The following is a 24,811-nucleotide window of genomic DNA, read 5'->3' on the forward strand; positions in this document are numbered from 1 at the left end:
ATGGAGGGCAGCAGGGCCGAGAGGCTCAACACTGCGTCCAGAGCGACGTGCTGGCTGGCGTCGTCCGAATCAGCTTCGTGGAAGGACCCATCATCGTGATGATGGTGTCCTGCCTCAGACCAGTGCATGAGCGTGTGCTCGAAATCCTCTCCATAGACAGCCGAGCCTGCTATGGCAAGACTTTGCCAGAGCATCCCGAAGAGCACTGCTACGAGGATGAGTGATTTACGCACGGGGAGGGAGTCTACCTGTTCGTGTGCAAAAAGCTGTATGCCAATGACTCGCTAGGGCCATTTTGGCAAACGGGGTATGCCGAACATCGGGCAGGCCCTTCGGTGGGGGACCCTTAGGATTGAGAGCAATCAGCTCCAAAGTTCATCCCATGTCCGTCCGCTCAGCATCTCCTGCCCTGGCTGCGGCCCTCCTTTTCGGTGCCAGCACACCTTTCGCTAAGCTCCTCGTTGGAGATGTGCCGCCATTGTTGTTGGCGGGACTGCTGTACCTCGGAAGCGGCATCGGTCTTGGTGCATTGCTCGCCATCCGGCAACTTTGGGACAGGCCCGACCAAGCGCCGGCGGTTGGTATCTCGAAGAAGGACATCCCATGGCTCCTTGGCGCAGTACTGTTCGGCGGGATGCTGGGCCCGGCGCTTCTGATGTGGGGCCTTACCGAGACATCGGGTGCGACAGCATCTTTGCTTCTTAATGTCGAAGGGGTGCTTACCGCCGTGATTGCATGGGTCGTTTTCAAGGAAAACGCTGACCGGCACATCGTGCTCGGCATGGTCGCCATCGTCGTGGGTGGTGTGCTCCTTTCCTGGCAACCCGGTGGCGCTTCACTTTCGCCCCATGCATTGCTCGTCGTGGCTGCTTGCCTTTGCTGGGGCATCGACAACAACCTCACGCGCCAAGTGTCTTCGAATGATGCAATGGTCATTGCGTGCTGCAAAGGTCTGTTGGCCGGAGTCTGCAACACTGCGTTGGCTGTCTACATGGGAGCTCAGCAACCCGAGCCCGCAGCTGTCATATCAAGCATGGCTGTGGGGTTCCTGGGCTATGGACTCAGCTTGACTCTCTTCGTTGTCGGACTCCGAACCCTTGGCACCGCTCGTACCGGCGCGTACTTCTCCGTCGCACCGCTGTTCGGTGTGGCACTGTCGTTCGCCATTTTGCAAGAAGCGCCCTCCACGCTGTTCTGGGCGGCGGCAGTGTTCATGGGCATCGGCGTTTGGCTTCACCTGCGAGAGCGTCATGAGCATGAGCACTCGCATGAGCCGATCGTGCATACGCACAGCCACCGACATGATGAGCACCATCAACATGGCCATGGCGCTGAATGGGGCGGCAAAGAACCTCATGTCCATGCCCATACGCACGAGGTGCTGACTCACAGGCATCCGCACTACCCGGACATTCATCATCGGCATGTGCATTGAGCAATGCCTGCTCGACGTTGCGCAAGATTCTCGCATCGTGATTGCAGCCTCCTGTCCCGCAGGGGTAGAGGGTGTCACGCTCCAGCGCTGGAGATGCTCAATGGAGTTTCCAGCGCGCTCAAACGGTTGCTTTAGCCGCAAGCCGACGCTATGCCCGCGCCGGCTGTTCTTGGGTTAATTGGAAACTGGGATCCAGCATTCATGCGGCCTTCGTACGTCCGCGACGATCGATGGGCCTAGCTAATGTCGGAAACACAGGCAGACATCCGCCGCACGCAGCATCACCTGCTGTGCCGAGAGCAAATCGCACAGAGGATGGATGATTTAAAAAACGCAACCATCGGCGAAGCTCCCCGCCACTGCTACCTCTGACCGGCGCTAGATCTGAGACGCTTGAACGCGCCTCGGCTTGAGGCTGGGGTTTGTCTACTAGACCGGGACCACTCCATATGGCAGCGCTGCAGCTGTTCTTTGAGCTCCCGCTGAACGTCGGTATCGGACAGACCCGCCGTTCCGTCGCAGGCGATCGGGTGGTGCCGATACACCGCAGGCCAGTCTCCCCTATCAGGGACAGTCCAAACTGTTAGCCTATGGCTTGAGGCAAGTCTGCAGGAAGTCTGTGTGTGCAATCAGCGCTCGGTAGAGCGAGATGCGCCAGTTCAACGGTCCCAAAGTCTGCTCCCAATTCTTGACAAATTCTCCCAAAAACCGACGCAGCACCACTACAGTCTTCGCCTCTCTGGAAAGCGCAGCATTTCGAATGGCAAGGAACTCAGTGTGCGCCTGGTCCTTGTACCTTGCGAGCAAACCCAGCTTCTGGAAGTGATTCGAGACGAGCTGGAACTCAGCTGCTCCAAACCCAGCTGGACAGACTAACTGAAATATCGACACCGGGACGAGCTTGCCGTTCTTCACTGACCATTGAACCGTGACGTCGAGCATCGGCACTGCAGGCAAAGAGTCGAGATAAAAATTGATGAATGTCCGGGTGTTGTTGGGCTGCAGCCAGATATCGGCCTTCTTGCCATTGCAGACGCCACAGCACGGCACCAAGTTGTACGAGTGGACGCTGTACTCGGGGAACTTCTCTTTTGGCAAATAGTGGTCAAACTGCCTGGGGCCACCGATGCCGCAGTAAGGGCAAACCTCTCGAATGCCTTCCGGCTGGCTGTCTAAAATCAGCGTCTTCAGTTGCTGCAGAGCCTTGGCCGTGGTCTCATAGCAGTGCAGCAGGTCTTCACGTTCAGTCTTCGTCCAAGTGCCCTGAGCCACACCACTGATGTCCGCCACTGTATAGGCAGCCTCAAAGACTCCATAGTGAGCTTGGACTACCGGTAGCATGTCCGTCAATCGGGCGCCTCGGTCACCGCTTTTCCCATCGACGATACCGGAAAAATGCTCTCTCGGGAGACCGGCTGCAAGGGTAAGCTTATGCATCCCCGTCCTCGTACAGCGAGGCAAGGTACGCCGTTGCGTGCAGGCTTAGCTGTTCGTCGAACATCTTGGCGACCGTGTCGAAATCGTGTTTCTTGGCCAGCGCCTGTAATGTCTTCTTATAGAAATTTGGAATCTCGACAGTCTCAAACACCAGGCGGGTCAGCTCGGCGATATTCTCCCCAAATGACTCATGGCCGAGGGGACTGCCAGTGGTGATGTTGCCTTCACGCTCAAACCGAATGACCCGCTTGCGGGGAACCTCCTGGATCACCACCGGTGAATGGGTCGCGATGATTGCGTACGAGTCGAACTCCTTCAGCAGTGCCTGCAAGGTCTGCATCAGCAGCGCAACTGCATTGGGATGCAGGTGAATTTCGGGCTCGTCGAAGATGACCAGCGACCCTTCCTTGAGGTAAGCCAGTGCAGCCGAAATGAAGTAGGCCAGGATGGACTGCCCGGAGCTCATGGTGGGCGGCAGGCTCTTCTCAAGCTCCTCGATGTGCTCCGTAATGGAGATAATTTTCTTCGGAACGCCCATTACGTTCGCAACGTGCTGCTCCCAATGGTCCTCACGGTCTTGTTCAACGATGCGCTTTAGGTACTCAAGGTGCTTCGCTTCAAGTGCTCGCCTAGAAATTCCGCCGCTGTCATCACGCACCCCGCAGTAGATATAGCTGAAGTACTTCTCCGGCTCGGGGCGCTGGAACTTGTCGAATGCGCTGAAGGACAACGCGATGACTCGTGAGAAAAGAGGTCTGGCAGGCTCAAAAGCAGACTCTACTTGGCTGGCTGTCTCTATCGACACCCGCTTTGTCGTCGCAAGGTCTCGTGCAAGCTGGGCTAAAAATTGAGTCTTCCCCACTCCGTTGCGACCAATGATCGCGAGGATTCGGCCTGGCACAGGGTCATCTGGCTGAAGGTCCACGTCTATGGACACTCCCTCTTCAGCGCCTGGAATCTTGCCCGAGTACATGAACCTATAGCCCTTCTCCAAGGGCCGCTCCTCAAGCGTTGCCAGTCCGTCGCGCAAAGCTAGCTTAGCATCATTGAATCGAATCAGCGAATTGCGGAAGCCACTCGACGTTTCGATTTCATCGAGCAACTGCGGCTTCACGACGACGTCGTTCAAAGCATCCAATACCTTGCGATGGGTTTTCGGGAGATGCTTGCGCATGTTCTCGTAGTACTCCAAGTCCTGACCAAGGCTAAAGAACTCAGGACCAAGAGAAGGGAACGAATCGGGGATCTTGGTGTTCCGACTGTTGGTCTGGAGAATCTTCACATCCCCAAGAACTTCTTTGCCCCCGCTCTTTTTGAACAGACAGAGGTGGTACAACGTCTCGAAGTTGTAGTCGTCCCAGTTGTCTACGATGTAAACGACACACGGGAGTTCTGCTCCCTGCGGCAGGACGTAGTCGCGGTTTTTAGTACTCTTGTAGAAATTCATCTCTCCTCCCTAAATTTTATTATATCTGGGCTTAAGACTGGCGAACACCACCGATCCACGAAGCGCGCGCAGATGACCGCTGCCGCCAATTTCAGCAGCGCTTCGTGGATATCCAGCCGTCGTTCAAAGCGGATTCGCAGCTTGCCAAAGCCTGCAAACCAGCTGTGCATCCACTCCACCACCCACTGGTGTTTGCCCAGGCGCTCGCTGCTCTCAATGCCTCGTCTGGCAATGCGGCCAATGATGCCCCGCTGCCTCAGGTGGGCTCGGCATCGCTTGAAGTCGTAGCCTTTGTCGGCGTGCAGCTTTGCCGGTCTTCTACGGGGACGTCCTGGCAGGCCAGCAATCGCAGGAGTCGCGTCCACGCACTTCTCGAATATCGTGGAGTCGTGCCGGTTCGCGCCGCTGACCAAGATCACCAGCGGGATGCCTCTGGCATCTACGACGATATGCCGCTTGGAGCCGAGCTTGCCTCTGTCAGTGGGGTTTGGGCCCGTTTCCTGCCCCTGGGGCTTGGTACCGAGGAGTCATCAATGCTGGCCCGGCTCCAATCGATTTGGTCATGTTCACGCAAGCAAGTCTGCATGGCTTAGTGCAGCGGCTCCCAGACACCAGCGGCGTTCCAGTCGCGCAAGCGCCCCCAGCAAGTCATGCCGCTGCCGTAGCCCAGCGATTGGGGAAGGTCTTCCCATGGAATGCCTGTTTGCGGCACGAACAAGATGCCGTTGAGGACGGCTTCATCGCTGACTGCGAGTTTGCGCGCATCGCCTTTGGCAGAAGGCACGAAGGCTGGGATCAGGGGTTGTAGCTGTAGCCACAGTTCTTTGCTTACGGGTCGTCATGCCATGAGGGCAGCGAGCGTAACTGCTCTGCGGGGGCCTGTGACGAAGTGGTGTTAGCCACTCTTTAGCATGTTTACGACTTTAATAAATCAAAACACCGGCCATCTCGCGGCGCGTACTGCACAGCATCCATGCTTTTTCCTATAATGCAGCGCAAAGAGATGGCGTGCCTCTAAAACCGCCGCACTAGTGCGGCTGATGACGCCTACAGAACCTGGCTTGTTCAGGGCTGTAGGCGCTCGCGCATGCAACTCGTCGTTGGTCAGGCCGATTAATTCGAGCTACCTGACCAATGCGCAAATTCCCCCATTTCGAACAGCTTGAACTGCTTCCCTATCTGGGCAAGTGGTTCATCTTCGCCACCCTCGTGGCGGCCCTGGCCGGCACCGCTTCCGCGTTCTTCTTGCTGTCCCTGGACCTGGCGACGGCCTGGCGTGAGGCCCATCCCTGGATCATCTGGCTGCTGCCCTTCGCAGGCATGGCAGTGGGCCTCGTTTACTTCCTGTTGGGCAAGCGGGTGGACGGCGGCAACAACCTGTTGATCGAAGAGATTCACGACCCCAAGCAGGTGGTGCCGTTACGCATGGTGCCGCTGGTACTGGGCGGCACCGTCATATCCCATCTGTTCGGCGCATCAGTCGGGCGCGAGGGCACCGCCGTGCAGATGGGGGGCGCTCTGGCCGACCAGCTGACGCATGTTTTCCGACTCCACCAAGACGATCGCCGCGTGCTGCTGATGAGCGGAATCAGCGCCGGCTTCGCTTCGGTCTTCGGCACGCCGCTGGCCGGGGCAGTCTTCGGTCTGGAGGTGCTGGCCATCGGCCGTATGCGCTACGACGCGCTGTTTCCCTGCATCGTGGCAGCCTTCGTAGCCGATCAGGTCTGCACCGCCTGGGGAGTCCACCACACCCACTACGCCATGAGCGCCGTGAACAATATCGATGCTTGGAGTGTGGTCGCCGTCATCATCGCCGGCATTCTCTTTGGCCTGGTCGGAATGCTCTTTGCCACCGCCGTGCACAAGATCGGCGCGCTGGTCAAACACCTGATCGCATACCCGCCACTGCGGCCTTTCTTCGGCGGCCTCGTCATCGCCACGGCGGTTTGGGCGCTCGACGCCTACCGCTACATCGGCCTGGGTATTCCGGACATCGCTCGCTCCTTCCAAGAGCCCATGCTGCCATGGGACTTCTTGGGCAAGCTGGTGTTCACGGTCGCCTCGCTGGGGACGGGCTTCAAGGGCGGCGAGGTGACACCGCTGTTTTACATCGGTGCGACCATGGGCAACGTCCTGGCGCCTTTGCTGCATATGCCGTTCGCGCTCATGGCCGCCATCGGCTTTGTTGCAGTATTCGCGGGGGCGGCGAACACGCCCATTGCTACTACCTTGATGGCGATGGAGCTGTTCGGCGCTGGCATCGGACCACTGGCGGCTATCGGCTGCGTCACCGCCTACCTGTTCTCCGGGCATGCAGGCATCTACCACGCCCAGCGCATTGGCCACAGCAAGCACCACAGGCGCAGCCTGACCGGGGCCGAAGTTCCACGCCGCGATGTGGAGGCAACCAAGACCAAGGATCCAGCATGATGAGCACCAAACCGGCCACGCTGGCAGCTCTGCGTCTGTACTTCCCGGGCGCTAGCACGGCCAAGGCCACGCGCTTCTGGCACCGCCTGAGCGCGCCTGCGCTGGCTCATCACCTGCTGGTTGCAGCAAAGAACGCGCACATCCGCCAGGCCATGCTGCATCGGGTCAGCTCGGGCTACCTGCCGGGCGAACGTCTCTCGCACAGCCATGCCGAAGTGCTCGACATGCGACATCCTCAATGCCTGGAACTGCTGGACTCTGAGCAGCGCTTGCGCGCCTTTATGCATGAGCACGCAGGCGAGCTGAACAAGGTGCACGCGGTCTTGCTTCTGGCCGAGCTTCCGCTTGGGCCGTTCCGGTTTCCGGGGGAGGCGCGCCGGGGTACCAAGCCGCCGCCGGATGAACAATGACGGCGAGGTGAGCGGCAATTGTTCGTTGTGAACCTGTTGTTGGTGCACAGATTCTGAGCGGCTGCAGCGGCTCGCATGCAGACCTTCACGAGCCCTTGACGGCCGCGGCGCATCAGCCCAGAGCCCCGTGCTTTCGCCGATCGCTCACTCCTCCCCCGTTCGGGAGGGGGCACAAACTAAAGTGCAGTGGCGCACCGAGTGCTCAGAGCCATTACGCACGTGCGCTTTCGGGTGAAGATTGGCTTCATCAGCGTTGGAGGTCCTGCTGGCCAGATTTCCACATGCAGGAGGAACTGGTGGGCTGCCGCCGCTGGATTTCCAAGAAGCGGTTCCTGCATGCGCTGAACTACAGCATGTTGCTGACCGGTCCGGACGCGCACCAGCTGGAGATCTACATCGGTTGGCTGTTGCACCGCACCTGGGGCGTAATCTTGGCGGGCGCGCATTGGAAACATCGAGTCTCTACAGTTGCGAAATAAGAGCTGGGCTAGTTCTGTTGGCGAGGTTTGATTTAAGCGAGTGTGTGGGATCTGCGTCGATTTAATTGACTCAACTCTCTGCGAGGCAGCACAGTTACACCCAATATACGAAACGGCGCACCACTTTTTCGTTCAAGGCGCTTGTGTCTCTGAATCTCGAGTGGATGATTCCGGCTCCAATTCTTTGGCTGCGGGGACTTCTAAAATATATCCCACACCCCTTCGAGTATGGAGTAGCTTCAACTCATGATTGTCGTCTAGCTTCTTTCGTAGTCTGCGTACTGCAACATCAACCATATTTTTCGTAAATTCGCCTTCTTTCTTCCAAACATGTACCGCCAGATACTCTCGGGATAAAACCCGTCCTGATCGACGCATGAATTCCAATAGCAACGAAAACTCACCTTTGGTTAGGTCAAGTCTCTTACCACCACGTTCTGCTCTTTGTTTCGACAAATCAAGCACGAGATCTTCTAAATTATAAAACTCTCTGTTTCTCAAGTCACGCAGCAAGCCGGCTTTGATTTTTTCAACAATTTTTATGATCTCTTCGTTGTTTTTGATACGCGACATTGATAATGTCTTTTTATCTCTTAAAAATAGCTGGTGGCCAGTGTTATGTGTGATTTTTGTGATGGCCGAAACTGGGAGATATTTATCAGGGCCTTGCCTGCAGAATAACTCTACCTTCTCCAAATATGACTGTTTCTCATAAACCAGTATGATGGCAATATTATTGCTTATGGCGAACTTCATACCTGAGTCATAGTCGATAAATTCTTCTATTGTGAGCTCGAAATTATGCAAAGTCTCTCTGAGATATTGTGGAAAATCTTCATAAGATCTAATTACAACTATTCGCATTTATACATTTGCACCTAGAAGGATTCTTTTAGGATTTCTTTTTGCACCTTTGCCCATTTAGCCCCCACTCTGGTGCTTTCTCTTTCTTGGGAAGACGCTGAAGAAAAGAAAATTTTCTCCTGTACATGCAACTTCTGGAGCAACCTCCTCAGTTGCAGCGATCTCGCTCTAAGCGATCCTTCAAATATCGTGCTCTCCAACGAATTAGATGTAAAAAGAGCTGATGCGATATCAAGGCAGTTCATCGCATAAGTGCTAGTTGCAGGAATAACTCTTGGTTCGGAGAGCTTTCCCTTCGCAACGAGGGTGTTCTTTTCTAAAACCAAACCCCATGGCCGAATGGTGGTTGTAATATTCATGGACAGGGCTTCGAGCTTTGTCAGTACAAAAGCTCTTGCCAGTCGCAGTCGCATCGCCAGCATGGGAGTAACGCTTTGGATTTCTAATATTGCTGCTTCGGCATCTTCTTCTAAGCCAGAAACAGGAAGTACGAAGGAGCAAAGCAAAGTCTTAGCCAGTGAATCCCCTTTGTGGGCAGAAGAATGAAGTAACTTCATTCCGGTTGCCATTGAATCTATATCCAAGGATTCTCTGAGAATAATTATTCCGAGGCAGCGTTCTGCTTCTACAATTCCATGTTTTGCCGCCTTTTCGAGGCAAAATTTTGCCATTGTTGGATTTGCTACAGAGCTGCGGTAATCGGAGCAAATTCTAAATAGATGCAGCCAAGCGATAGACATGCCAGCATCGGCGCATCGCAAGAGGAGTGCAACGGATTTCCTGAGATTTTGTGAGCGCACAAGTCGATCCGCCGGTAAATGACCGCATGGATATCCGGCTAGTGATCTTCCCAAAATATGGCACGCATTGAGATCGCCATTTGCAGAGCATCGCTCTAAGCTCTGCTCGATCATACTCTTGGATAGACAACCCAAATCGCGCCTAAATTTCTCTGCATACGCAACAATGTCGCATATCAGCTGATGAAAAACTGGGTCAAGCGCAACAGATCGGCAGCTCATTGAGAGCATTGATATCATCTGTATGCTCTTGTCGAGGCGATTTTCATCTAGTGCGGATCGAGCCTCGCTTTCGATGACATAAGAGACATCTTTCGGATTAATAACACGTAGTGCATATAAGGATTCCAATATCTTGGAAACAGATGGAATTTGACTATCGATAGCATTGCTCTCAATAAGTCTGGTCTGGCATCGGCGTAGCCAGGAAATTCCCATATCTGGCTCGCAACGAAGAAAGTGCCAGGCTGACAACTTTAATCTAGCGATCTCATCCACTTCAGCAGCTTGCCTAAGAGCGAAAGCCAGGTCCTCGCTGATGAGCTCTCGGAGCGATAGATTTTTTGCTAAGCAGGAAGCAACTCTTTGTTCGGCTTTTGGGATCGCCAATCTGAGATAAGAAATCCCGATGGAAGTATTTTTGGCTATCCCAGGTGAGCCTGTTAAATATGCTTCACCAAGCTTTAAGCATGCCTCTGTATCCCCAGTCTTCGCAAGCTGCCTGAGCTGTAAATCCTCTCTCCGCATCACATCTCCCGGAATCACTATAAGTTGAGCAAAAAATCCGAATCCTAGTTTTTCAAAGACACTAACAAATTTGTGATGGCATATTCCACTCAAAAAAATGACATATTTGCAATTTTCATGAAACGCTATGCCTCGGAACTATCAGAAATCAGATCTGCAGCTTGAGATGTTGGAAAGAGGGTTCATGAACGATGGAAATGCGCAGTTTTGGCTTGCGCAAACATGCTCATTCCTTTTCACTGAGCGATATTTTTTTGTGTGACGTTTAGGATTCCGTTTGATGGCCTAAGCAGGCATCAACCTACCGCTTTCTTAAGGAAACTGATCATGAACCTCAAACATATAGTTGCGTTGTCGCTGGCAGGCATTGCTGCAAGTGCAAGTGCTCAATCCTCCGTCACCCTGTTTGGTATCGTTGACGTGAACACGCGTTACGTGAACAACAGCAATCTTCCAAGCAACCTGACGATGAACAACAGCGGTCTGTCGTCCGGCCGCTTCGGTTTTCGTGGCGTAGAAGATCTTGGCGGAGGCCTGAAAGCTGGTTTCTGGCTTGAGTCTGACGTTAATGCCGATACCGGCACCTTCAGCTCGACGGGAAAATTCTTCCAGCGTCGCTCGACGATCAGCCTGATGGGCAATTTTGGTGAAGTTCGCCTGGGTCGCGATTTCTCGCCTGCTTCCATCAATGCAACCAAGTTCGATCCCTTCAATGTGATCGGCCTGGCCGGCTCCAACGTCACCAGCCGCTTGCCTGGCACAATCGCGTCGTACTATCGTTACGACAATGCCATTCAGTACTTCTCTCCGAAGTTCGCGGGTTTCCAAGCGGAAGCAATGTACGCTATGGACGAAGATCCGCTGACCAAAGTTGGTCGACACATGGCTGGGCGTTTGGCCTATGACAACGGTCCTCTGAGCCTCTCGCTTTCGTACGGTGCAACCGATGTCACGACTGCTGGTGCCAAGCTCAAGCAATATGGTGCAGCAGCGTCGTACAACTTCGGTGTAGCGACTCTGATGGGTTATTTCCAGCGTGACGATCTGCCCTTTGGAACTTATGGCTCTCGTGCTGCGGGCTCAGAAGATCGCTGGCAAGTTGGTGTGACGGTGCCTGTGGGCAAGGACTACATCCGAGCTTCTTATGTGCGCACCGATTCGCGTAAGGGCCCCGTTGGGTACAACCAGAGCGATGCTAACAAGTACGCAATCGGCTACGTCCACAACATGTCGACTCGTACGGCTGTCTACGGCACTATCGCCCGTATCACGAACAAGGGTGGTGCGAACTTCAGCTTGGTCGGCGGGGCGTCTGGTCTGGCTGGAGGCGGTAGTTCTACTGGCGCAGAAGTCGGTATTCGTCATTCCTTCTAAAGAGCCAGGTTTTCAGTCTGCAATGTGACAGGAAAGTAACTGTCCAGCTTGCAAATTTAAATGTTGGCTCGGTTACAGTGAATGCCATGGAGTTAGCGCTCCATGGCATTTTTTTATAGGAAAGGAGTCTCCAATGAAGTCCACTCTGTCGCTTGCCGCTGTTGCCATGATGCTCGTTACGAGCCAAGCATGGGCGGATACTTTCCCTACCGGAAAGTCTTACTACGGCTCTGAGGTTCAGTCTCCGAATTTTCGAACGATAGACCTTTCTCAGAAAAAACCAATAAACATAAATTGTGGAGAAATTATTCAGTTTTCGAGCAACGGAAAGACGTTCATCTGGAAGGCTGATTCAATTTACCATTCTGAAGTACCGATTGCAAAATTTGCTCCCAAGGGTTTTGATGCCCAAGGCAGGTCGATGTTTGTTGCCCCCAATGAATATGAGTATGGTGGGTAATCTGTCTGCCATCTAAAAAATAGCCCACCGTAGGTGGGCTATTTTTAATTGAAAAGTCGGATGTTGTTGTATATGGTAGCCGTCCATAGCGCCAAGCATAGCAGTATGCCCATCAGCACTGCCGCACTACCTAGGTCCTTTGCTCTTCTAGAGAGTTCGTGCTCTTCGGAGCCTACCCTGTCTATTGCAGATTCGATAGCAGAATTGAGAACTTCTATTAACATCAAGACCCAGATGCTTGCGATAAGTAGAAACTTCTCCAGCCAACCGTTTCCAATCAACAATGCCAAAGGTGTGGATATGACAAATATCTTGCACTCTAGCCTGAATGCTTTTTCATGCCAAGCATCTAGGATGCCTCGCCAGGAGTAACGCGTTGCGTGAATTAGTCGGTTTAGTCCTTTTCGGCTCTTCTGCTGATTGACGAAAATATTAGGCTTGGTAGAGTTGTTTTTCACAATAGTGGCTGCGGGGGTGAGATTCAAATTTTGAGAAGAAGGTGTACATCAGTGCTGATATGTACCAGCAGATTGCTAAAGACCAGAGGTCATGGGATGCAAAATGAGCGCCTCGAAACTGCTGCGTCAGGCCAAAGATCAATCCGGACAATATTCCAATGGCGAGGCCCAGCCATCGGTACGATGGTTTAACCATTAGGTAGAAAAAATAGAGACTAATCCATGCATATCCAGCACTAGCATGCCCGGCAGGAAAGCATTTTCCTCGCCCGAGGCCTGAGGGCCTGGTCTCAAATAGCCCTACAAATGGGCGATCCCCTCCGTAGTCCACCAGGCTCCAAGGGCAGTCCATGTTAGTTAGTGATTTTAATAAGCTTATTGCTACCACACTCGCTATTATGGTAAGCAGCAAATAGCACAATGGCGTTCTCCACAACCGAATGTATGGCGCACATTTAAGAAAAGATATAGTGTAGAGGCAGAAAACTGTTATTGCTGCAAGGATGCTTGCAATCTTTCCACCTCGATGAAGTATTGTTGACGCGAGCCAGTTATCGACAAACCTCCATTCATGGCCTTGCATTCCGTATATAGAATCAGCAAGCCATTGATCACCTCCTCCTGCCATGAGCACATATGACATAGCAATTATTGGGAGGAATGGTGTGAAGATATGGGTGATCAGAAACTGGTGTCGCTGGGAATCTATATAATTTCCCAATTGTTCTTGAAACATATTTTTTATTCTGAGGCCGCACTGCAGGGCCGATGCCCCAATTAGAACTGGCCCGTATCGAAGGGCCAGTTTTTCAGACTATGTGGTCAGCACCGATCAAACCTGCTGCTTCTTGTAGGCTAGCAAACGTAGTGCATTGAAAACCACTAATAGGGTTGATCCTTCATGGACCGCAACCGCAGCACCAATACTGAGTCCCATAATAGTAGCCGGAACTAGAACCGCGACTATGCCTAAGCTCACGAAGACATTCTGTCGTATGACTGATCTGGTGTGTCGACTCAGGCCTACCGCAAAAGGCAAGTGCTTTAGATCATCTGCCATTAATGCGACATCTGCTGTTTCTAGAGCCACGTCGGAACCGGCAGCTCCCATTGCAATTCCTACAGTGGAGTTCGCCATGGCGGGGGCATCGTTAACACCATCTCCAACCATGGCGACTTTAGTATTTTTCTTTAGATCCCGTATTGCCTTAACTTTGTCTTCTGGCATGAGGTCACCCCAAGCCTCGTCTAGGCCCACCTCTTTAGCAATCGCATCCGCAACCTTTTGATGGTCACCAGAGATCATTATCATTCTGGAAATACCTAGACGACGCAGTTCTTGCAGTGCTTCCTTCGCTCCAGGCCTCGGAGTATCTAGTAGACCGATAGCTCCTAGCTCTTTATCATCAAACCGAACAAACATTGTTGTTCGGCCATCTTCTCGGAGTTTGTCTATTATGAATTTTGACTGACTGCTTAGACTGGGAATTCCCTCAGTGCCGAACATCTCGGCCTTACCGATCCAAACCGGTTTGGAGTCGATGGTCGCCTTCACTCCACGGCCAATCAAATTGTTGAGATCGACGGCATTCAGGCGGACCGGCACGGTGATGCGGGCGCCTGCATCTTTCACAATTGCTACAGCAAGAGGGTGATCGCTGAGAGACTCAACTGCTATGGCCACTTCTAGCAGTTCTTCCTGCGTAACTCCTTCCAGCGGTACTACATCGGTAATCCTTGGCTGACCTTCGGTCAATGTTCCGGTTTTATCAAAGGCAATTGCGTTCAGCGATCCAAGTTCTTCTAGAGGAGCTCCACCTTTGATCAGTACGCCTCCTCGAGCTGCGCGGGCTATACCGGACAGCACAGCGCTTGGTGTGGCTATTGCGAGCGCACATGGGCTGGCGGCGACCAGTACAGCCATCGATCTGTAGAAGCTCTCTCGGAATGACTCGTCAACAACAACCCACGCAAAAAGCAGTAAAAATGCGAGCAGCAGAACCGCTGGGACAAATACCTTCTCGAATTTCTCGGTGAAGCGCTGAGTCGGTGACTTCAAGGTCTCGGCTTCGCTAACCATTTTCACGACTCTGGCCAGTGCTGAGTCTGAGGATTTTTTGGTTACCTCAATTTCGATACCACTAGCTCCATTAATCGTTCCGGCAAAAACCTTTGATTCCGATCCGACAATATCGGGCTTTGCTCTGGCTCTATCAATATCAGCAACAGCTCGTTTGTCAACTGGAATGCTTTCGCCGGTAACTGGAGCTTGGTTGATGGCAGAGTTGCCGCGTACGATGAAGCCATCGGCCGCAATGCGCTCATTTGGCTTAATGAGGACAGTGTCGCCTACGACCAGTTCTTCGACAGGAATTTCGCGGGCCTCGCCGTCTCTCCGAACTGTTGCTTTATCAGGTGCTAGCTCTGCGAGTGCTTCAATTGCACGCTTGGCGCGGCCCATCGCGTAGTGTTCGAGGGCATGACCAATGCTGAAAAGAAAAAGTAATAATGCACCTTCTGCCCAAGAGCCCAGAGCAGCAGCGCCCGCTGCAGCTACAAGCATGAGGGTATCTATTTCAAACCTCTTAAGTTTGAGGTTCTCTATTGCTTCTCTTAAGGTGAAGAATCCACCAAAAAAGTATGCTAATACGAAGCAGCTAATTGGTAGCCAAGATGGTGCATTGGCTACAAATTTTTCAATGACCACCCCCAATCCTAGTAGCGCGCCGCAGGTGATCGCGAAAATCATCTCGGCATTTTCTCCCAAAATGCCATTCCCATGATCATGCTTATGATCCGATTCGGATTTTGAATGCTCGTGACCCTTTGGGGCAGAAGGATTAGCAGCCTTCGACCGAACTGGCGTAACGTTCAACTCTTTTAGTGCCTCCAAAATATCAGCTTCTTTTATTTTTGACTTGTCGAAGTCGATATGAACTTGTCCAGTTGCGCTTACTTGCACTTCCAGAACACCACTCAATTCGCTGAGTTTGGCCTCAACGGTTTGGGCCTTGCGCGCGTGCTTGATTCCATCTAACTCGAGCAGAAAATGGCCCCATCGGTCGGTGATCCTGGAGCCAGCTGCTTGAACTAGTTCGCGTATCCGAACTAATGACAGCTTATCTGAATCATAGTGTATGCAAAGCTTAGGCCATTCACCATCCTGTCCAGGCTCAAGATGTACTTTCTCAACCCCATCCCTTCCTTCAATATCATTTAACAATCTTCTTACTAGAAGATCCTCGCTCGAGGAAATCGATGGCAGCACTACTGGTATGTCTAGACGCAGTTTTTTTGTCATGATGTTTAGGCGAAGACAGGAAGAAATCGATACTTGCTTCGCAGCGTACTAGTTGGCGCAGGCAACGTCAACTTAGGAAGCCGCGCGTCCGCATTGAGGGCAAAATTTTGCGCCAGGCGTGATAGTTGCATCGCAACCTTGGCAAACTAATGAAAGTCCGCATTGTCGGCAGAAGCGGCTCGTCGCTGAATTGATCGTTCTACAGGTTGGACATGCATATCCGACTTCTCCATAACTCCCCCTTTGTGCGGGCTGATTGTATTGATTGTGATGACCGCCATTTTTTTGGTGATGGCCACCATTATTGTTATGTTGAATTTTTCCAAATAGCCATTTACTGATACCCATGATTCAATTTCCTTGAAGCGAGATTTAATTATTTAATCATTTTGGCTAGCATATCGCCAATTTCAGAATACTCTTCTACCGCTTGTTTCATTGCAAGCTCTGTCCGAATTGCATTGTCAATAAAGCTGGCTCTTTCTTGGTCTAAGTCGACAGTATTTCTGTCGAGAGAATTTTGTGATGCCGGACGGAAGGCGACTTGTGTGTCATAAATAGATTTCATCTCAGAGCTGGGAATGTGACCCTTGCTGGTGCTACTAACGGACAGCATTGTTGCGTTGCTCCGTTCAAGTGCTTCTTTGAAATCAAGGTCCTTTGCCTGGTACCCAGGTGTATCTGCGTTGGCTATATTACTTGCAATAATCGCAAGTCTTTGAGTTCTTATCTTTAGAGCTATATCTTCAAAACGAACTTCACTCATTTCATGCCTCCAGTAAAATCCTCTTTCGAGGTGATTGCCATTTCATCGTTGACGGTCAAAGACTGGTTAAATATGATAGTGGACTGGCTAATTTGATTGGGTTACATATTTGTTATGTTGGCGACCGACTCTTTCTTCATGCATGGTGCAGTGATGTCTAGAGATTTCTCATAAACATCTGTTTGAACGTTCATTAATCCAAGTACAGTATGAAAGTAGTTATCATGACTAATGGCTCTGTCGTTGTTTTTCTCTGCAATGCAGGATAGGTTTTTTTGTCTGGATGCCATCATGGATTCGGAGAGCCAAACTATCCACGGTATATTTTTCTGTACGTTGGGCGCTATTGAGTATGGGAGGCCGTGAAGATATATGTTATTTTCACCCAGTGATTCTCCATGGTCAGAGACGTAAATCAATGCAGTGGGGGTTGATGGGAATTTGTTTTTCAGCCACTCGATAGAGCTATTTATGAAGTGATCCGTTTCGACAATACTGTTGTCGTAGGCGTTTATAACCTCTTGCTGTGTACATTGCTGCAGAGATGCTGATTTGCATTCGGGCTGGAAAGGCTTTCTCTGCATGCTTGATCTCTTGTAATAGGCGGGTCCATGGCTACCCATCTGGTGAAGCACGATCACCTTGCCTTTATCTCCTGTATTTGTTGGAGGCCATTTAATACGCTCTTCAAGAGAGTCCAGCATGGCTGCATCTTGGCAAACACCTTCTTTGTCACATAGAGGGTTGTTTGGTTGATGCTTGAATTGTTCGTTTGCGACCCTTGCGCAAATGCCCTTGCACCCGGACTGGTTGTCGAGCCAGAAGACGGATAGCCCGGCGCGACTCAAGACATCGAGCATGTTTTCGTAATTTTGCTTTCTGGAGAAATATTTTTCTCTACTCATGTGAGAGAACATGCAGGGAAGCGACTCAGCTGTACTCGTCCCGCAAGACCAAGCATTTTTCGATGAGAAGATATCTGTACGTTGGGACAACTGCGGAGTTGTATTCCTTTCGTACCCGTTTAATCCAAAGCTTTCTGATCGTGCAGTTTCACCGACTACTAGTAGTAGGATGGGCGCGGCTGTAGTTTCTGCAGGGGGTGTAATTATTTTGGCGTCTTGGCCTATTTTAGAAAGCTCAGCATTTGTCCGTTCTAATGGATTTGTGGCAACCTTAATTGTTGAGTAAAAGGTATTTAGTGGGTTTATCAGATATCTCATCTTTGTATGATTTCTCATCGTCGAGGAGAATGGCTGATAAATTAAAAATATGCACAAAATTGAAAATACTAAGCCCGTTGCTGACAAAGCAATGGAGGTGGCTAACGACCCAACTGCAGTAGTCTTCTTTACATTCGCAAGACATATGAACGCGATCGGTACTGCAGAAAGCATAACTACGGTAAGCAGCATTTGTACGCTTACGAGATCGCTCGCCTCAGCCACATCCGTTTGTATTGTGTTCCTCACCATGCCGGGATCAATGACTATCCCGTAGTTCAGCATGAAGTAGCTTGTGATAGACGCTGTAAGTATCGAAAAAATCAACACTGGCTTTAGCAGCCGTCCCCAGGCGAAGATTGCGATGAGTGATATATTTAATGCAGCGACTGCCGTTAGAAACCCTGTAAAGAACTTGGCATCGACACCTTCAGGCAGTTGGCTCAGAGCTTTCCACAATGGAATATTTCCAATGGTCGCGATCCACAGTCCTGTCGCAATGATTAAAAGAGCTGGGCCAACTGTCAGGTGCGCTGATATTTTCTGTAGAAAGCTTTGATTATTATTTTTCATGACTAGCTCTTTTGCTTGAGCCAAACGCAGAAAGCCTTCCTCAAGAGAACGTTGTTCTAAAGAGGAAGGCATAATCTGCTTTTCTATGCGCGACTATTTTGTCATTGCTGATGACAGATAGCCACGTCTTTTTTGATGGTATACGGCTGTCGTGTTAAGCGATTTCGTGCTTAACCGCCCATCGAACGCTGACGGGCGTCGCGCTCAGCAGGAGTTTCCCTCAGCAGCTCGTTAATTACTTCTTCGCGTGTCTTGCCTGTAGTAGGTTGCTTCGAGGCCGCCGGGTAAACTCCCGTATTAAAACGATTGGTACCACCCTCACGGACAGCCGCTGCAGCTTCAGCTTGAACTTGTTCACGGGTTTTTTCGCCCTTGAAATGCTCCGGGTAAGTCTTCACCCCCGCTTCGTTGTTGGCAGGGTGCTGGTAGCTTTCTGCCGAGGCGGTACCAGGGAGAACGAACGCCGCCGAAGCGACCAATGCTGCAATAAAAGATGCAGAGTAAAAACGACGGTGCTTCATTGGATTTCCTTTCAACAGAGTTTTGATTCTCTTCTCGAGATTTGGATCTATCTCAAGTCGATGGCTCTACTGTAGAAAAATGCCCCCCACAGGACGCACACATTGCAGTGACAAAGCTGTAATCTTGTTGACACAAAAAAAGGCCATGGCATTAAGCCATGACCTGTAAAAGGCGATCGCTGTCCCAGTTACACGATCGCCACCTCGCCAGAGGACGATGCTCCACTCTCGGGGTTCCCTTGACCTTCACTTTCTGAAGGGTCGTTCCTGTGTATGAGTCGGTACAGCAAAGGCAGCACTAAGAGCGTGAGGATCGTTGAGGACAGAATCCCTCCGATCACCACGGTGGCCAGGGGACGCTGCACTTCAGCTCCAGTACCCGTGGCGATGGCCATGGGGACGAACCCAAGTGAGGCGACCAGGGCGGTCATCAAGACCGGCCGCAGCCGGGTCAGGGCTCCCTCAGTCACGGCGTCAGCTACGTTTCGACCCTCTTCACGCAATGTACGGAAGTAGGAGATCATCACCAGGCCGTTGAGCACTGCCACACCGGATAGCGCGATAAAACCCACAGCTGCCGTAATCGACAACGGGATGTCGCGCAGCCATAGCGCCAAGATGCCTCCCGTTAGCGCAAACGGAATACCCGTGAAGACGATGAGGCCGTCACGAACGTTGCCGAACATTGCGAAGAGCAGCACGAACACCATCAAAAGTGCAACGGGTACGACGATCAGAAGTCTCTGTCGAGCGGACTCCAGGTTCTCAAACGTACCTCCCCAACGGGTCCAGTAGCCAGCCGGCAGTTGCAAGCTCTCCAGGCGCTGCTCTGCTTCGCCCACAAAGGACCCGATGTCACGTCCGCGCACGTTTGCGCTGACGACGATGCGTCGTTTCCCATCCTCTCGGCTGACTTGGTTGGGACCAGGCGCCGTCTCAAAGGTCGCAACGGAAGACAAAGGGACGAAGCCAACTCGGCCATCTGCTCCCTTTGGCAAGGCGATGGGAAGGCGGCTCAGCGCTTCCACGTCATTGCGGATGTTCTCCGGCAGGCGCACTTGAATGTCGAAGCGCTTATCGCCTTCGAACACGATCCCCGCTTCTCCTCCGCCCAACGCAACGCTGATGGTGTCCTGTACGTCACCCATGTTCAGCCCATAGCGTGAAGCCTTCTCACGGTCAATTTGAACGGTGAGCATGGGCAGGCCTGTCGTCTGTTCAACCTTAACCTCAGAGGCGCCTTGGATCTGCTGAAGCATCCCTGCCACTGTTTGGGCGTTCTTCTCCAGGACGGCCATGTCGTCACCAAAGATCTTGACGGCGACGTCGCTGCGCACGCCCGAGATCAGTTCGTTGAAGCGAAGCTGAATCGGCTGCGAAAACTCATAGTTGTTGCCTGGCACTCCGTCAGCAGTCTTCTGGATGGCAGCGAGCAGGTCATCGCGTGAACGAGATGGATCTGGCCACTGGTCCTTGGGCTTGAGCATGATGTAGCCGTCGGAGATGTTGGGAGGCATCGGATCCGAAGCGATCTCGGCAGTACCTGTACGAGCGAACACTCGATCGATCTCGGGGAACTCCTTTTTCAGAGTATTTTCGATCTGGATCTGCATCTCCAAGGACTGCGTGAGGCTGGTGCCTGGTATGCGCAGCGCCTGTATGGCGAAATCACCCTCGTTGAGATTAGGAGCGAACTCGCTACCAAGGCGCGTCGCAAGCAGAAGGCTGAGCGCGACCGCCACGCCTGCTGCTGTCAACACCACTGCTGGAGCCGCCATAACGCGGGCAAGCACAGGCGAGTACGCCTGCCGAGCCCAGCCCATGATGCGGTTTTCCTTTTCGGCCACTTTGTCGCCCATGAACAGGGCCACAGCCGCAGGAATGAACGTGATGGACAGCAGCATGGCGCCGGCCAAGGCAATGACCACAGTCAACGCCATGGGATGGAACATCTTGCCTTCCACCCCTGTGAGGGCAAAGATGGGCAGATAGACCACCATGATGATGAGCTGGCCGAAGAGCAACGGACGCCGAGCTTCCTTGGCGGCAGCAAACACTTCATGAAACCGCTCACTGCGAGTCAAGGGGCGGCCGCGCGCTTCTTGCGCATGGGCCAAACGGCGTACACAGTTTTCCACGATCACCACGGCGCCATCGATGATGATGCCGAAGTCGAGAGCTCCCAAGCTCATGAGGTTGGCACTGACTTTGTAGTACACCATTCCGGTGAAGGTGAACAACATGGACAGTGGGATGATCAACGCTGTGATCAGCGCCGCGCGCAGGTTACCCAGGAACAGGAAGAGGATGACCACCACCAGGGCGGCGCCTTCGAGCAAGTTCTTTTTGACGGTGGCAATGGCCTTGTCCACCAGGTTCGTACGGTCGTAGACCGTTACGGCTTTGACGCCTTCGGGCAAGTTGCGGTTAATTTCCCGCATACGAATATCGACGGCCTGGGAAACCTTTCGGCTGTTCTCTCCAATCAGCATGAACACCGTTCCCAGCACTACCTCGCGACCGTTGTCGGTGGCTGCGCCAGTGCGCAGCTCGCGGCCGAGGCCCACTTCTGCCAAGTCACGGATGCGAATAGGCTGACCCTGTGCAGAGCCAACGATGACCTCACGGATGTCTGCGATGCCCTTAACTTGACCAGGCGCACGGATCAAATATTGCTCGCCTTGGCGCTCGATGTAGCCAGCGCCGACGTTTGCATTGTTGCGCTGCAGCGCCGCCACGATGTCGGCCAGTGTGAAGCCGTAGGCAGAGAGCTTCTCAGGAGAGGGCGCGACGAGGTACTCCTTCGCGTAGCCACCAATTGAGTTGATCTCAGTAACGCCTGGCACGTTGCGCAGCTGAGGTTTGATCACCCAATCCTGGATCTCCCGCAAGTCCATAGGAGTGTAGGGAGACCCATCGGGCTTTTTGGCGTTTTCCTCCGCCTCAACGGTCCAGAGATAGATCTCTCCTAGGCCAGTCGATATCGGCCCTAAGGTGGGAGACACGCCGTCTGGCAGGCTCTCTCGGGCCTGTTGCATGCGTTCGCCCACGAGCTGGCGCGCGAAGTAGATGTCCGTGCCGTCCTTGAACACTACGGTAACCTGAGACAGGCCGTAGCGCGACAGCGAGCGCGTCTGCTCCAGGTTCGGCAGTCCAGCCATCACCGTTTCTATCGGGTAGGTGACGCGCTGCTCAGTCTCCAGCGGAGAGTAGCCGGGAGCCTGGGTGTTGATCTGCACCTGGACATTGGTGATGTCGGGCACAGCGTCGATGGCCAGGCGCTGGTAGCTAAAGATGCCCAGTGCTGCCATGCCGAAAACGGCGAGCAGCACAAGCCAGCGCTGCTCAATGGCAAAGCGGATGATGCGTTCAAACATGTAGTTCTCCGGTCCCCGCCTCAATGAGCATGTTCAGCCGTGGCTTTGCCGAGCTCCGCCTTCAGGAGGAAACTCCCTTCGGCCACGTACGCTTGGCCAGGCTTGAGGCCTTCCAAGATTTCCGTATTTTTGGAGTCCGTACGTCCGATTCGAACCGGCTGTGCCCGGAAGCCGCCTTGCACTGGAACGAACACCACTGTCTTTTGGTTTTCGATGCGCTGAATTGCGGTGGACACAACGGTGAGCGCGGCTTCCTGCGAGGATGCTGTGACCTCCACATTCACAAACAGACCTGGGCGCCAGGCACCGTCTGGGTTCGGCAAGGTGATACGGGCTGGGGCAGTTCGCGTGTCCTGTCCGATGAGCGCGCCGACATAGGAGACTTCGCCCGTCGCTGCAGATTCAAATGCTGTCGCGCGAACCGTTGCCTTTTCGCCAACACGCACTGAGGGCAGATCGGGGGCGGAGACTCTCATCTCGGCCCACACAGAACGAAGGTCGGAGATCGTGAAGACTTGCGTGGTGTCCTGAACGGCCTCACCGATAGACAGGTGCTTCTCCACGATCACACCGTCAAATGGTGCCCGTAGTTCGAAGCGATTGAGCCCTGCGCCCGCGCCAGCGCCTGCACCAGTAGCTGCCAACTTTTGCTGAGCGTTGGAGACCGCGATCTCAGCTTCGCGTAGTACCTGTTGGGCCTGCAGATAGTCCTGCTCCGCCGAAACCTTTTCCTCCCAAAGCTGCTTTTCACGCTGATAGGTGGTTCGGGCGAGTGCCAAACGCTTTTGCGCGCCCAACAGTTCGCTGCGCTGCTCCGACACTGCAACGCTGCTCAGAACAGCCAGCAGCTGGCCCTTCTTAACGTTTTGACCTAAGTTGGCTGGCACGCTTTCCGCGACGCCGGCAACGCGGGGTACCACGTGAGCGGTGCGGTCTTCGTTAAAGCGAATCTCTCCAGGCAGTTGCAGCACGCTACGGATAACCGATGGTCCAGCTTGAGCGGCCTTGAGGCCGGCAACCTGGATGCGTTGGGCATCCATCGGGATCAATCCTTCATCTTCGTCATGACCAGCTTCGGCGCCGGGCTTGGCGGAAGCTTCTGGCTTGGCCTTGTTGCCATCGCCCTCTTCATGATGCTCACCATCAGCATGGCCCTTGTCATCGCTGTGGGACTTGGCAGCCTTCTCCCCATGATGTTCTTGATCAGCATGGCCTGCGGCCTCACCATGACCATGCTCCTGGGACTGGGGGGTCTTTCCGCTGGATTCGGGGGAGTTGGAGTTGCCTGATCGCAAAATCAGAGTCGCTGCGAGAACCCCTACAGACAGGATGCTCACAATCGCTATGACGGTTGGCGTACGGCTAGAACTTGAAGAAGAGTTCGTTTTCATTTGGCGGCTCAATGGTTTACTGATCAGCTTGCGATCCGAGCAGACGTTCGAGGTCCGCGACGGCGCTATGGGTGGACAGCAGCTGGCTTAGATACTGGCTACGCGCGTCGAACCATGTGCGCTGTGCGTCCAGAACGTCGAGGTAGCTAAACTTTCCAAGTGAAAAGCCCTTCACGGCTGCTTCATAAGCAGTTTGTGCTGTGGGCAGTACTTGGGTTGATAGCTGTTGTGCAAGGCGACGGCTGGTTTCCAACTGCTCACGGGCTTGAAACACATCTGTCTGCATCTGGACGCGCAGCGCTTGAAGCTTCTCTTCAGCTTGATCGGCAAGGCGCAGTGCTTGGATCTGGTTACCGCGGTTGGTGTCCAGCACCGGAAGTGGTATCGAAATTCCAAAAACAAGTTGGTTACGCCCCACCTCCTGCGCGCGCTTCACACCCAAGCTCAAGGTCGGATCAGGCAAGCGCTTTGCTCGCTCTAGATCTGCTGATGCGCGGCTTTGCTCCAGCGTAGAGCGCGCCTGCCTGATGGATGGGGAGTCCTCCAACTGGGCCAACAATTCCGATGCAGCAGGTGCTTCAGGAGCGATCTCGAAGGTCCCGAGCGCTGGTCCAAAGGAGAAGTCTTGTCCTCCTAGAAGTGCCTGCATCTGCTGCCGAGCAACACGAAGGTCCGACTCCGCTTTACCCTGCTCGAGTTCAGCCCCAGACTCAGCAACCTTTGCCCTGCTTTCTTCAAGCGGAGCTACTTTGCCGGCCGCAACGCGTTTTGCTGCCGCTTCGCGGGCACTCCTAACTATCTCCACTGTTTGCTTGGCAACAGTCACCCGCTCCTGGGCCGCTAAAAGACTGTAGAAAGTTGCGCGCACGTCGGCACGGATGTTTGCACGGGTGGCGGCCACCCCGGCTTGAGCGACGTCACGCCCGCGTTCCGCGATGCGCATGCGTGCGTCTCGCTTGCCTCCGACTTCAACCAACTGATTCCACTGAACGGTTGATGTTTTGGTACGGCTGCGTGTATCTTCTTGAGCGTAGGAGAGCTCGGGGTTGGGGCGAGACTTGCTTTGAAGGACTGCGCCGTCGCTGGCCTCAAGTCCGAACTGAGCCGCACGCAAGCTCGGATGAGTTGCTAAGGCTTGAGCGACCGCGACAGACAATGTCAAGGGCGCCGCCGGTGCTTCGCTTGAGGCCGTTGTGAGGCTGCTTGAGCTCGTGGGTGCGGCGTGGACTAGGCCTGCCCCTACCAACATGCTGACAAGCAAGGTTTGGCAGAAGCTCGTGCGAAGCCTCTCCTTGCCACGTGTGGTTACCAAGATCAT

At 53.3% G+C, this 24,811-nt stretch carries 19 protein-coding genes, 2 pseudogenes and 1 riboswitch; of the genes and pseudogenes, 6 read left to right on the top strand and 15 right to left on the bottom strand.

The annotated features are described in order from the left end of the window. Positions 1–382 precede the first annotated feature (382 nt). Positions 383–1,435 (top strand): DMT family transporter, encoded by a 1,053-nt coding sequence (locus tag ACRSCF_RS24455; protein ID WP_012203665.1) that lies wholly within the window; start codon positions 383–385, stop codon positions 1,433–1,435. A gap of 588 nt (positions 1,436–2,023) precedes the next feature. Here ACRSCF_RS24455 and ACRSCF_RS24460 read toward each other — a convergent pair. From ACRSCF_RS24460 to ACRSCF_RS24470, 3 genes and pseudogenes are all read right to left on the bottom strand, one after another. Further along, a complete protein-coding gene (locus tag ACRSCF_RS24460; RefSeq protein WP_016453766.1) occupies positions 2,024–2,872 on the bottom strand; it encodes an HNH endonuclease in 849 nt (282 codons plus the stop codon). Then, positions 2,865–4,319: an ATP-dependent nuclease gene (locus tag ACRSCF_RS24465; protein ID WP_012203663.1), complete on the bottom strand. Its 1,455-nt coding sequence runs from the start codon at positions 4,317–4,319 to the stop codon at positions 2,865–2,867. The genes ACRSCF_RS24460 and ACRSCF_RS24465 overlap by 8 nt, the downstream gene beginning before the upstream one ends. After that, positions 4,316–5,139, bottom strand: a pseudogene (locus tag ACRSCF_RS24470) (IS5 family transposase). Before ACRSCF_RS24470 ends, ACRSCF_RS24465 begins: the two are co-directional and overlap by 4 nt. Positions 5,140–5,309: 170 nt before the next feature. Then, a riboswitch (Fluoride riboswitch) is annotated at positions 5,310–5,376 on the top strand. A 77-nt stretch (positions 5,377–5,453) separates the two neighbouring features. On the opposite strand from ACRSCF_RS24470, the gene ACRSCF_RS24475 reads away from it, so the two are divergent. The 3 genes and pseudogenes from ACRSCF_RS24475 to ACRSCF_RS24485 all read left to right on the top strand — a co-directional run. Next, positions 5,454–6,749 carry a voltage-gated chloride channel family protein gene (locus tag ACRSCF_RS24475; RefSeq protein ID WP_012203660.1) on the top strand — a complete coding sequence of 432 codons (1,296 nt, stop codon included), beginning with the start codon at positions 5,454–5,456 and terminating at the stop codon, positions 6,747–6,749. Further along, the gene (locus ACRSCF_RS24480; protein WP_017405063.1) at positions 6,749–7,159 is read left to right on the top strand and encodes a DUF190 domain-containing protein; all 411 of its coding nucleotides are present in this window, start codon (positions 6,749–6,751) and stop codon (positions 7,157–7,159) included. Before ACRSCF_RS24475 ends, ACRSCF_RS24480 begins: the two co-directional genes overlap by 1 nt. A 186-nt stretch (positions 7,160–7,345) precedes the next feature. Further along, a pseudogene (locus tag ACRSCF_RS24485) lies at positions 7,346–7,599 on the top strand (chromate transporter); the annotation flags it as partial. A 171-nt stretch (positions 7,600–7,770) separates the two neighbouring features. Here ACRSCF_RS24485 and ACRSCF_RS24490 read toward each other — a convergent pair. Together ACRSCF_RS24490 and ACRSCF_RS24495 are read right to left on the bottom strand one after the other, a co-directional pair. Next, complete coding sequence (locus ACRSCF_RS24490) at positions 7,771–8,394, bottom strand: winged helix-turn-helix domain-containing protein (protein WP_225971062.1); 624 nt, start codon at positions 8,392–8,394, stop codon at positions 7,771–7,773. A gap of 122 nt (positions 8,395–8,516) precedes the next feature. Then, positions 8,517–10,049, bottom strand: coding sequence for a hypothetical protein (locus tag ACRSCF_RS24495; protein WP_244387262.1), 1,533 nt, complete (start codon positions 10,047–10,049; stop codon positions 8,517–8,519). A 327-nt stretch (positions 10,050–10,376) separates the two neighbouring features. Here ACRSCF_RS24495 and ACRSCF_RS24500 point away from each other — a divergent pair, with 327 nt between their 5' ends. Both ACRSCF_RS24500 and ACRSCF_RS24505 read left to right on the top strand, forming a co-directional pair. After that, positions 10,377–11,423, top strand: a complete 1,047-nt coding sequence (locus ACRSCF_RS24500; RefSeq protein ID WP_012203653.1) for a porin — start codon at positions 10,377–10,379, stop codon at positions 11,421–11,423. A 133-nt stretch (positions 11,424–11,556) separates the two neighbouring features. Beyond that, positions 11,557–11,883, top strand: coding sequence for a CzcE family metal-binding protein (locus ACRSCF_RS24505; RefSeq protein ID WP_012203652.1), 327 nt, complete (start codon positions 11,557–11,559; stop codon positions 11,881–11,883). A 44-nt stretch (positions 11,884–11,927) separates the two neighbouring features. Here ACRSCF_RS24505 and ACRSCF_RS24510 read toward each other — a convergent pair whose 3' ends face one another. The 10 genes from ACRSCF_RS24510 to ACRSCF_RS24555 all read right to left on the bottom strand — a co-directional run bounded on the left by ACRSCF_RS24510 (position 11,928) and on the right by ACRSCF_RS24555 (position 24,811). Beyond that, positions 11,928–12,341: a diacylglycerol kinase gene (locus tag ACRSCF_RS24510; protein ID WP_012203651.1), complete on the bottom strand. Its 414-nt coding sequence runs from the start codon at positions 12,339–12,341 to the stop codon at positions 11,928–11,930. After that, on the bottom strand, positions 12,316–13,077 hold the full coding sequence (locus ACRSCF_RS24515; protein WP_012203650.1) for a phosphatase PAP2 family protein: 762 nt from the start codon (positions 13,075–13,077) through the stop codon (positions 12,316–12,318). Before ACRSCF_RS24515 ends, ACRSCF_RS24510 begins: the two co-directional genes overlap by 26 nt. Positions 13,078–13,173: 96 nt before the next feature. Then, positions 13,174–15,642 (bottom strand): heavy metal translocating P-type ATPase, encoded by a 2,469-nt coding sequence (locus ACRSCF_RS24520; RefSeq protein WP_012203649.1) that lies wholly within the window; start codon positions 15,640–15,642, stop codon positions 13,174–13,176. Between the two features lie 72 nt (positions 15,643–15,714). Then, entirely contained in the window at positions 15,715–15,990 is a 276-nt protein-coding gene (locus ACRSCF_RS24525; RefSeq protein WP_012203648.1) for a double zinc ribbon domain-containing protein, read from the bottom strand. Between the two features lie 28 nt (positions 15,991–16,018). Continuing rightward, positions 16,019–16,408 (bottom strand): flagellar basal body rod protein FlgB, encoded by a 390-nt coding sequence (gene flgB / locus ACRSCF_RS24530; protein WP_012203647.1) that lies wholly within the window; start codon positions 16,406–16,408, stop codon positions 16,019–16,021. Positions 16,409–16,509: 101 nt separating this feature from the next. After that, complete coding sequence (locus ACRSCF_RS24535; RefSeq protein ID WP_016453762.1) at positions 16,510–18,204, bottom strand: phosphoethanolamine transferase; 1,695 nt, start codon at positions 18,202–18,204, stop codon at positions 16,510–16,512. 170 nt (positions 18,205–18,374) lie between these two features. Then, a complete protein-coding gene (locus tag ACRSCF_RS24540; protein ID WP_012203645.1) occupies positions 18,375–18,725 on the bottom strand; it encodes a DUF4148 domain-containing protein in 351 nt (116 codons plus the stop codon). A 188-nt stretch (positions 18,726–18,913) separates the two neighbouring features. Continuing rightward, the gene (locus ACRSCF_RS24545) at positions 18,914–22,102 is read right to left on the bottom strand and encodes an efflux RND transporter permease subunit (RefSeq protein WP_012203644.1); all 3,189 of its coding nucleotides are present in this window, start codon (positions 22,100–22,102) and stop codon (positions 18,914–18,916) included. A gap of 20 nt (positions 22,103–22,122) precedes the next feature. Continuing rightward, the gene (locus ACRSCF_RS24550) at positions 22,123–23,493 is read right to left on the bottom strand and encodes an efflux RND transporter periplasmic adaptor subunit (protein ID WP_012203643.1); all 1,371 of its coding nucleotides are present in this window, start codon (positions 23,491–23,493) and stop codon (positions 22,123–22,125) included. Positions 23,494–23,509: 16 nt separating this feature from the next. After that, positions 23,510–24,811 (bottom strand): TolC family protein, encoded by a 1,302-nt coding sequence (locus ACRSCF_RS24555; RefSeq protein WP_016453760.1) that lies wholly within the window; start codon positions 24,809–24,811, stop codon positions 23,510–23,512.

The sequence above is a fragment of the Delftia sp. 11MD genome (genome assembly GCF_050907895.1).
Lineage (GTDB): Bacteria > Pseudomonadota > Gammaproteobacteria > Burkholderiales > Burkholderiaceae_C > Comamonas > Comamonas tsuruhatensis.

What these genes read in the sequence shown, in the direction of transcription:
- ACRSCF_RS24495 (WP_244387262.1), bottom strand. Translation starts at nt 10,049, where the DNA reads ATGCGGAGAGAGGATTTACAGCTCAGGCAGCTTGCGAAGACTGGGGAT.
- ACRSCF_RS24500 (WP_012203653.1), top strand. Translation starts at nt 10,377, where the DNA reads ATGAACCTCAAACATATAGTTGCGTTGTCGCTGGCAGGCATTGCTGCA.
- ACRSCF_RS24460 (WP_016453766.1), bottom strand. Translation starts at nt 2,872, where the DNA reads ATGCATAAGCTTACCCTTGCAGCCGGTCTCCCGAGAGAGCATTTTTCC.
- ACRSCF_RS24475 (WP_012203660.1), top strand. Translation starts at nt 5,454, where the DNA reads ATGCGCAAATTCCCCCATTTCGAACAGCTTGAACTGCTTCCCTATCTG.
- ACRSCF_RS24550 (WP_012203643.1), bottom strand. Translation starts at nt 23,493, where the DNA reads ATGAAAACGAACTCTTCTTCAAGTTCTAGCCGTACGCCAACCGTCATA.
- ACRSCF_RS24535 (WP_016453762.1), bottom strand. Translation starts at nt 18,204, where the DNA reads ATGAAAAATAATAATCAAAGCTTTCTACAGAAAATATCAGCGCACCTG.
- ACRSCF_RS24480 (WP_017405063.1), top strand. Translation starts at nt 6,749, where the DNA reads ATGAGCACCAAACCGGCCACGCTGGCAGCTCTGCGTCTGTACTTCCCG.
- ACRSCF_RS24490 (WP_225971062.1), bottom strand. Translation starts at nt 8,394, where the DNA reads ATGAAGTTCGCCATAAGCAATAATATTGCCATCATACTGGTTTATGAG.
- ACRSCF_RS24525 (WP_012203648.1), bottom strand. Translation starts at nt 15,990, where the DNA reads ATGGGTATCAGTAAATGGCTATTTGGAAAAATTCAACATAACAATAAT.
- ACRSCF_RS24520 (WP_012203649.1), bottom strand. Translation starts at nt 15,642, where the DNA reads ATGACAAAAAAACTGCGTCTAGACATACCAGTAGTGCTGCCATCGATT.
- ACRSCF_RS24555 (WP_016453760.1), bottom strand. Translation starts at nt 24,811, where the DNA reads ATGATCTTGGTAACCACACGTGGCAAGGAGAGGCTTCGCACGAGCTTC.
- ACRSCF_RS24505 (WP_012203652.1), top strand. Translation starts at nt 11,557, where the DNA reads ATGAAGTCCACTCTGTCGCTTGCCGCTGTTGCCATGATGCTCGTTACG.
- ACRSCF_RS24465 (WP_012203663.1), bottom strand. Translation starts at nt 4,319, where the DNA reads ATGAATTTCTACAAGAGTACTAAAAACCGCGACTACGTCCTGCCGCAG.
- ACRSCF_RS24540 (WP_012203645.1), bottom strand. Translation starts at nt 18,725, where the DNA reads ATGAAGCACCGTCGTTTTTACTCTGCATCTTTTATTGCAGCATTGGTC.
- ACRSCF_RS24545 (WP_012203644.1), bottom strand. Translation starts at nt 22,102, where the DNA reads ATGTTTGAACGCATCATCCGCTTTGCCATTGAGCAGCGCTGGCTTGTG.
- ACRSCF_RS24455 (WP_012203665.1), top strand. Translation starts at nt 383, where the DNA reads ATGTCCGTCCGCTCAGCATCTCCTGCCCTGGCTGCGGCCCTCCTTTTC.
- flgB (WP_012203647.1), bottom strand. Translation starts at nt 16,408, where the DNA reads ATGAGTGAAGTTCGTTTTGAAGATATAGCTCTAAAGATAAGAACTCAA.
- ACRSCF_RS24515 (WP_012203650.1), bottom strand. Translation starts at nt 13,077, where the DNA reads ATGTTTCAAGAACAATTGGGAAATTATATAGATTCCCAGCGACACCAG.